Here is a 6,703-nt window from a genome sequence, read left to right as displayed (position 1 = left end):
CCTGAGTACGCACAGATGTCAGGCCAGGATGGCCTGAGTACGCACAGATGTCAGGCCAGGATGGCCTGAGTACGCACAGATGTCAGGCCAGGATGGCCTGAGTACGCACAGATGTCAGGCCAGGATGGCCTGACGACGCACAGGCCTGACGACGCACAGGCCTGACTACGCACAGGCCTGACGACGCGCGCGGCGAGCTCGATTGGCCGGAACGACGAACGAGAAGAGGACCTCGGTAATGCAACTCGACGACCTGGATCGGAAAGCGGCGGACGCTTTCGAGGGCTATGTCGTCCGCAAGGATCTGGTCCGCACCTTCAGCCGGCAATTTCCGGTCCCAACCTATGTCGTCGAGTTCCTACTGGGTCGCTATTGTGCGACCACGGACGAGGCCGAGATTCAAGAGGGGCTGGACATCGTCCAGCGGCAACTCGGTTCCCGCACGGTGAAGGCGGGCGAGGAGGAGCTGTTCAAGGCGCACGCACGCGAGTCGGGCTCGGTCAAGATCATCGACATCATCACGGCGCGTCTGGACGCGCGGACCGACTCGTACGTCGCGACCCTGCCCAGCCTGCGGCTGACCGATGTCCGACTGACCCCGGCGATGGTCACGGACAACGAGCGGATGCTCACCGGCGGTTTCTACGCCGAGATGACACTGAGCTATGACGCCTCGATCGCCCAGGAAAAGGGCGGGCGGCCCTTCGGCGTCGACTCCCTGCGCGCCATCCAGTTGTCCAAGCGCGAAGTCTTGGACGTGCTGGCCAAGGGACGACAGGACTTTTCCACCTCCGAGTGGCGCGACCTGTTGCTGCGCAGCGTCGGTTTCGAGCCTGGCACCCTGTCCGACCGGGCCAAGGATGCGCTGCTGCTGCGCATGGTGCCGTTCGTCGAGCGCAACTACAACCTGGTTGAGCTGGGGCCTCGCGGTACCGGCAAATCGCACCTGTTCCAGCAGGTGTCGCCCTATGCCCATCTGATCTCAGGCGGTAAGGCCACCGTGGCGCGTATGTTCGTCAACAACGCCACGGGCCAGCGCGGCCTGGTATGCCAGTACGACGTGGTCTGCTTTGACGAGGTGTCGGGTGTCTCCTTCGATCAGAAGGACGGTGTCAACATCATGAAGGGCTATATGGAGAGTGGCGAGTTCTCCCGCGGCAAGGAGAGTATTCGCGCCGACGGCTCGGTGGTCCTGGTGGGCAACTTCGAGGTGGACGTGGAGCATCAGCAGCGCATCGGCCACCTGTTCGGGCCGCTGCCGCCCGAGATGCGCAACGACACGGCCTTCATGGACCGCATCCACTGTTACCTGCCGGGCTGGGACCTGCCCAAGCTGAATCCGGGCCTCTTCACCGAGCACTTTGGCCTGGTGAGCGACTTCCTGTCGGAGTGTTTCACCCAATTGCGCAACGGCAGTCGCGTGTCGGTGCTGCAGGGGCGCGTGTTCTGGGGTGGTGCCCTGTCCGGCCGGGACCTCAATGCGGTCAACAAGACCGTCAGCGGGCTGCTCAAGCTGTTGCATCCGGATGCCGGCGCCCCGGTCAGCGACGCGGACCTGGAGTGGGCGGTGCGCCTCGCCCTGGAGGTGCGGCGCCGCGTCAAGGAACAGCAGAAGCGCATTGGCGCCGCCGAGTTCCGCAATACGCACTTCAGCTACACGATGGGCGCCGAGGGCGTTGAGAAATTCGTGGCGACGTCCGAACTGCAAAGTCAGAGCAGCATCGGTGACGAGCCACTGGAGTGCGGCCAGATCTGGACCCTGAGCCCCGGCGGGCAGGACGAGCATCCGGGCCTCTTCCGGCTGGAGGTCACCGAGGGGCCGGGCAGCGGTGTCAGGGTCTTGAACAACCCGGTGCCGGCGGCGTTCAAGGAGTCGATCCGGTATGCCGAGCAGAACCTCTATGCGCGCTCGCAGCAGTTGGTGGGAGACCGAGACCCGCGCGCCCACGAATTCTCAGTGCAACTGCGGGGGTTCGACGCGGCCAGGTCCGGTGCCAAGACCGCCGTGGCGGCGTTGATCGCGCTGTCCAGCGCACTGCTGAAAAAATCAGTCCGTGGCGGGTTGGTGGTGGTCGGCGAGGTCACCCTGGGCGGAATCATCGAGCCGATACACAACGCCGTGACACTGGCCGAGTTGGCGGTTGAGAAAGGAGCAAAGTCGTTGTTGCTCCCCGTGGCGTGTCGCCGGCAGTTGTTCGATCTGTCGGACGAGATGGCGACGAAGCTCGACATCGAGTTCTATCAGGACGGGCGGGATGCGTTGCTTAAAGCATTGGTGGACTGATGCGTGGTTTATTGGATTCCGTGCTTTCCGTGTACTTCCGTGGATAAAGCCCCCTGACCGGAACGCCGGTCGTGGTGATGCCGATCTAGGCCGACGCGGGTATACTCCCCGCCATGTCGGGGTCCTGGCTGTCGTCGGCGCCCCCTGGTTGTGGCCCGATCCGGGGTTCGCCCGGTCTTGTGAGGTCTCCCTGTGGAACAGCACCGCGCCGACCCGCGTCCGACACTGGGCCATTATCTCTTCACCATGGCCGTGCTGTTTCTGTTGTGGGTCCTGCTCGCGGGAACCCTGCGTCAGGATGAACTGATCGCGGGCGGCGTGGTCGCGGTCCTGGTGACCCTGATCGCCGGCCCGCGGCTCGCCATCCTCGGCGGGGTGCGCCTCTCGCCGCTCGCGCCGGTGCATCTGCTCCGGTATCTCTGGGTGTTTTTCGCGGCCTTGCTCCGTGCCAATCTGGATGTCGCGCGCCGGGTGCTGTCGCCGTCCCTGCCGATCCGCCCCGGGGTGGTCGAGGTGCAGACGCGGTTGCAGTCGTCGCTCGGGCGCATGTTGCTCGCCAACAGCATCACCCTGACCCCCGGCACGCTGACCATCGACGTGCTCGGCGATCGGCTGCTGGTCCATTGGATCGATTGCTCGCCCGGTACCGATCTTGCCGCGGCGACCGCGGCGATCTCCGAATCATTCGAACGGCACATCCGCGGTTTCCTGAAATGACCCTTTACGCCATCACGCTGAATCCACTGGAGACGGCGGCCTTCGTGCTGCTCGGGCTGGCGCTGCTGCTGGCCTTGGTGCGGCTGGTGCTGGGGCCGCGGGCGCCGGACCGGGTCGTGGCCTCCGACACCCTGACGGTGATCACCACGACCGGGATCGCGGGGCTCGCGCTGCTTTTCGACAACCCGCTGTTTCTGGATGTGGCGCTGGTCTATGGGGTGCTGTCATTCATCGCGATCGTCGCCATCGCCCGCGCCATCGACGGCACCGGTGGGTCGCGCGGCGAGCGGGACGGCGCCGACGGAGATCGCTCATGATCCGGTTCATCGCCGATCTGGTGTTGCTGGGCGGGGCGGTCTTCACTCTGCTCGGGGCGCTTGGCATTCTGCGGATGCCCGATGTCTACAACCGCATTCAGGCCGGCACCAAGGCCTCGACCCTGGGGGCGATCGGTGTGCTGATCGGGATCGGCCTGTTGCAGCCCCAGTGGTGGGCCAAGCTGGTCTGCATCGCCGGTTTCATCCTGTTCACCAGTCCGGTGTCCTCGTCCACCATCGCCCGCGCGCTCTACCGTTCCGGTGTGCGGCCCTGGCAGGCGGCGCCCGGTCTGGCCGACGACGATCGCACCGGACGGGGGTAAGGCGATGCTCACCTGGATTGCCTTGGTGATCGTGTTGGTGATGCTGGTCGCCGCGGTGCTGGTGTTGACGCTGCGCAGTTTCGTCGCCGCGGTGGCGGCCACCTCGGTGGTCGGTTTGGCGTTGTCCGTGCTCTATGTCCTCCTGCAGGCCCCGGACGTGGCCATGACCGAGGCGGCGGTCGGCGCCGGGCTGAGCGGTGTCATTCTGGCCCTGGCCTTGCGTCGGCTCGGCTTGTGGCAGTTGGATGACGGCGACGCGGTTGCACTGAAGCCCCCGTCAGCGCGCGCGGGGGCGGGGGGCGATGCCGATGCGTAACATTGCCTCCCTGGTCTTGACCGCTGGAATGGCCTTCCTGCTGCTGGTGATCGGTGCCGACTTGGCACTCGGCTATCCGGATATGCGGGTCGGGGCCGAGTATCTGCGGATCGCCGGTCCCGAGCTCGGCGCCGCCAACATCGTCACCGCCATCCTTGCCGGCTATCGCGGTTTCGATACCCTGGGCGAACTGTCCATTCTGTTCGCGGCGGCCACCGCCGCCAGCCTGGTGCTGGGGCATCGGCGCGCGGACGCCCGCCGCGATCCGCCCGGCGGGCTGGTGCTGAGCGCCGGCGCCGACCTGTTGTTTCCGCTGCTGCTGGTGGTTGGGATCTTTATCGTGGTGCACGGGCATCTCACGCCGGGCGGTGGGTTCCAGGGCGGCGTCATTCTGGCCGCGGCTTTTTTCGTGGCGCTCCTGGCCAATCCGGCGCGGACGCTCAATCATGCTTTGCTCGGCTGGATCGAGGGGCTGGCGGGTGCGGCTTTCATCCTGATCGGCCTCTGGGCGCTGGTCGAGGACGGCCACTTCCTGACCCCCTTGCTGCCGCTCGGAACCATGGGCGAACTGGTCTCGGCCGGAACCTTGCCGCTGCTCTCGGTGGCGATTGGGCTCAAGGTCGGCGCCGAACTGGCCGGGCTCCTGGCACATCTGGCCGATACGGAGGCGCCCGACCGATGATCCCATTGACCCTTGAAACCGTGAGCTATGCGGGAGCCGTCGGCCTGGTGGTCATCGGCGGCCTCGGGCTGGTGATCTGCAACCATCTGTTCCGCATGTTGCTGGCGCTGGTGATGGCCGAGTCGGGCGCGAACCTGCTGCTGGTTCTGACCGGGTTCCGCGGCGGGGCCATCGCGCCCATCATCGGGTACGGCCCGGCCGGGGCGCCGATGGTGGACCCGCTGCCCCAGGTGCTGGTGCTGACGGCCATCGTCATCGGGGTCGGCGTGCAGGCGCTGGCGGTCGCCGTGCTGGTGCGGGTCTACCGGACTTATGGGATCTTGGATATGCGGGAGTTGCGGCGGCGGATGGAGGGCGAGATTGCCGTGGCCGCGGGTATTGCGGCACCCGGCAGTGCCCAGGTGCCGCTCGGTCAGCGCCCGCTGCCGCCGGTTCCGGACTATGAATTGGTGCGGCGTTCCGCGCCCGTTCGGGAGCGCGGCGCATGACGCTTGAGCTGCCTGTCGATCTGCTATTCGGTCTGAACCTGGATCTGAACCTTGATCTGACCAAGGTCATGACCGCGAACGCGATCGTGCTGCCGGTGGTCCTGCCGCTGCTGGCCGCCTTTCTGATGCAGCCGCTGGCCCAGGTGTCGCGCACCCTGGCGCGGTTGCTGGGTCCTCTGGTGTTGGCTCTGGGCGCCTGGATCATCCTCAACGCGTGGCTGGATGTCGGTCCGGCACCCTTCAGCGTGGCCATCGGCGGCTTCGCCGCGCCGCTGGGGATCGTGTTTTACGCGGATCAACTGGCGCTGCTGTTCGCCCTGGCGGTCCAGGTTTTTACGCTCCTGTTCTGGCCCGGCCTTGGTGCCGCGGCGAAGGCGGATGCCGCGGCCGATCGGCAGCGGGCACCGCGCCGCGACGCGCTGGCGCTGCTGCTGGCGTCCGCCGCGACCGGGCTCGCGCTCTCCGGTGACCTGTTCAACATTTTCATCTTCTACGAGTTGGCGGCGGTGGCCTCCTTTGGTCTGGTTTGCGCCGACGGCAGCGGGCGCGCCCGGATCGCCACCCTGCGGTATCTCTTCGTCAGCGCCTTCGGGTCGGTGCTGGCCCTGGTCGGCATCGCGATCCTGTATCTGCAGACCGGCACCCTGAATCTGGCCCAGCTTGCGCAGGTGGCGCCCGAGACCTTGCAGGGGCCGATCGGTCTGGCCGCTTTCGCCCTGCTGCTGATCGGTTTCGGGGTCAAGGCCGAGCTCTTTCCGCTCAACGCCTGGGTGCCGGAGGTCTACGCCACCGCGCCGGCACGGGTCTCCGCGCTGCTGGCTGGGCTGGTCTCGAAACTCGCGATTCTGGTGATCGTGCGGCTGCTGATCCTGGTCTTTCAGCAACCGGAGGCGAGCCAGTTGCTGCTGGTGCTGGGCGTGCTCGGGGTGCTCACCGGCGAGTTCTCGGCCTGGCGTGCGCAGGACTTCCCGCGCCTGCTCGCCTTCTCCTCGATCGGCCAACTCGGCCTGGTCGCCATCGCTTTTTCGATCGACGGGACGACCGGCATCCTGGCCGGCACCGCGGTCGCATTGCACCATCTGATCATCAAGTCCGCGCTCTTCGGGCTGGCCAATCGCTGGAGCGGCGGGCTGGATGCGTTGACGGGGGCGGCCAAGGGCGCGCCCCGCGCGGCCGGACTCTTTGTGCTCTTCGCGCTATCCCTGGTCGGTGTGCCGCCGCTCTGGGGGTTCTGGATCAAACTGCTGATCATGGTGGGGCTGGTGCAGGGCGGCTCGCCGCTGGACTTGTTGGCGCTGGGCGCGATCCTGCTGGCGACCGCGGTGGAGGCCCATTATCTCTTCCGCGTCGCCCTGCGGCTCTATCAGCCGCCGGTGCAGGATCAGGCGTCCCGCCTGGCCCCGCCGGCCCGCTGGGATACCGGCGTCGCCTATCTGCTGGGGGCCTGTCTGGTGGTGATCAGCGTCGCGATCACCCCGGCGACCGAGGCCCTGCGCGTCCTGGCACAGCAGACCGGTGATGTGTTGCTCTATATCGACACCGTCTTTCCCCAACCCTTGGCCTACAAGGAATGACC

General features: G+C 66.6%; 8 protein-coding genes. All 8 read left to right on the top strand.

The window, feature by feature from the left end; translation table 11 throughout:
- Positions 1–238: 238 nt before the first annotated feature.
- Positions 239–2,284, top strand: coding sequence for a protease Lon-related BREX system protein BrxL (brxL, locus tag QZY03_RS31255; protein ID WP_295588222.1), 2,046 nt, complete (start codon positions 239–241; stop codon positions 2,282–2,284).
- A gap of 192 nt (positions 2,285–2,476) precedes the next feature.
- Positions 2,477–3,001, top strand: a complete 525-nt coding sequence (locus QZY03_RS31250; protein WP_295588219.1) for a Na+/H+ antiporter subunit E — start codon at positions 2,477–2,479, stop codon at positions 2,999–3,001.
- Complete coding sequence (locus tag QZY03_RS31245; RefSeq protein ID WP_295588217.1) at positions 2,998–3,318, top strand: monovalent cation/H+ antiporter complex subunit F; 321 nt, start codon at positions 2,998–3,000, stop codon at positions 3,316–3,318. Before QZY03_RS31250 ends, QZY03_RS31245 begins: the two co-directional genes overlap by 4 nt.
- Positions 3,315–3,641, top strand: coding sequence for a monovalent cation/H(+) antiporter subunit G (gene mnhG, locus QZY03_RS31240; RefSeq protein ID WP_295588214.1), 327 nt, complete (start codon positions 3,315–3,317; stop codon positions 3,639–3,641). Before QZY03_RS31245 ends, mnhG begins: the two co-directional genes overlap by 4 nt.
- Positions 3,642–3,645: 4 nt before the next feature.
- Positions 3,646–3,957, top strand: a complete 312-nt coding sequence (locus tag QZY03_RS31235; RefSeq protein ID WP_295588213.1) for a hydrogenase subunit MbhD domain-containing protein — start codon at positions 3,646–3,648, stop codon at positions 3,955–3,957.
- Positions 3,950–4,639 (top strand): hydrogen gas-evolving membrane-bound hydrogenase subunit E, encoded by a 690-nt coding sequence (gene mbhE / locus QZY03_RS31230; protein WP_295588211.1) that lies wholly within the window; start codon positions 3,950–3,952, stop codon positions 4,637–4,639. Before QZY03_RS31235 ends, mbhE begins: the two co-directional genes overlap by 8 nt.
- Positions 4,636–5,127 (top strand): sodium:proton antiporter, encoded by a 492-nt coding sequence (locus QZY03_RS31225; RefSeq protein ID WP_295588209.1) that lies wholly within the window; start codon positions 4,636–4,638, stop codon positions 5,125–5,127. The genes mbhE and QZY03_RS31225 overlap by 4 nt, the downstream gene beginning before the upstream one ends.
- Positions 5,124–6,701, top strand: coding sequence for a proton-conducting transporter membrane subunit (locus QZY03_RS31220; protein WP_295588206.1), 1,578 nt, complete (start codon positions 5,124–5,126; stop codon positions 6,699–6,701). The genes QZY03_RS31225 and QZY03_RS31220 overlap by 4 nt, the downstream gene beginning before the upstream one ends.
- Positions 6,702–6,703: the final 2 nt, after the last annotated feature.

This window comes from uncultured Lamprocystis sp. (assembly GCF_903933125.1).
Classification (GTDB): Bacteria; Pseudomonadota; Gammaproteobacteria; order Chromatiales; family Chromatiaceae; genus Thiodictyon.
Note: the sequence above shows the minus strand (reverse complement) of the source record. Positions and strands in the feature narration are given on the sequence as shown.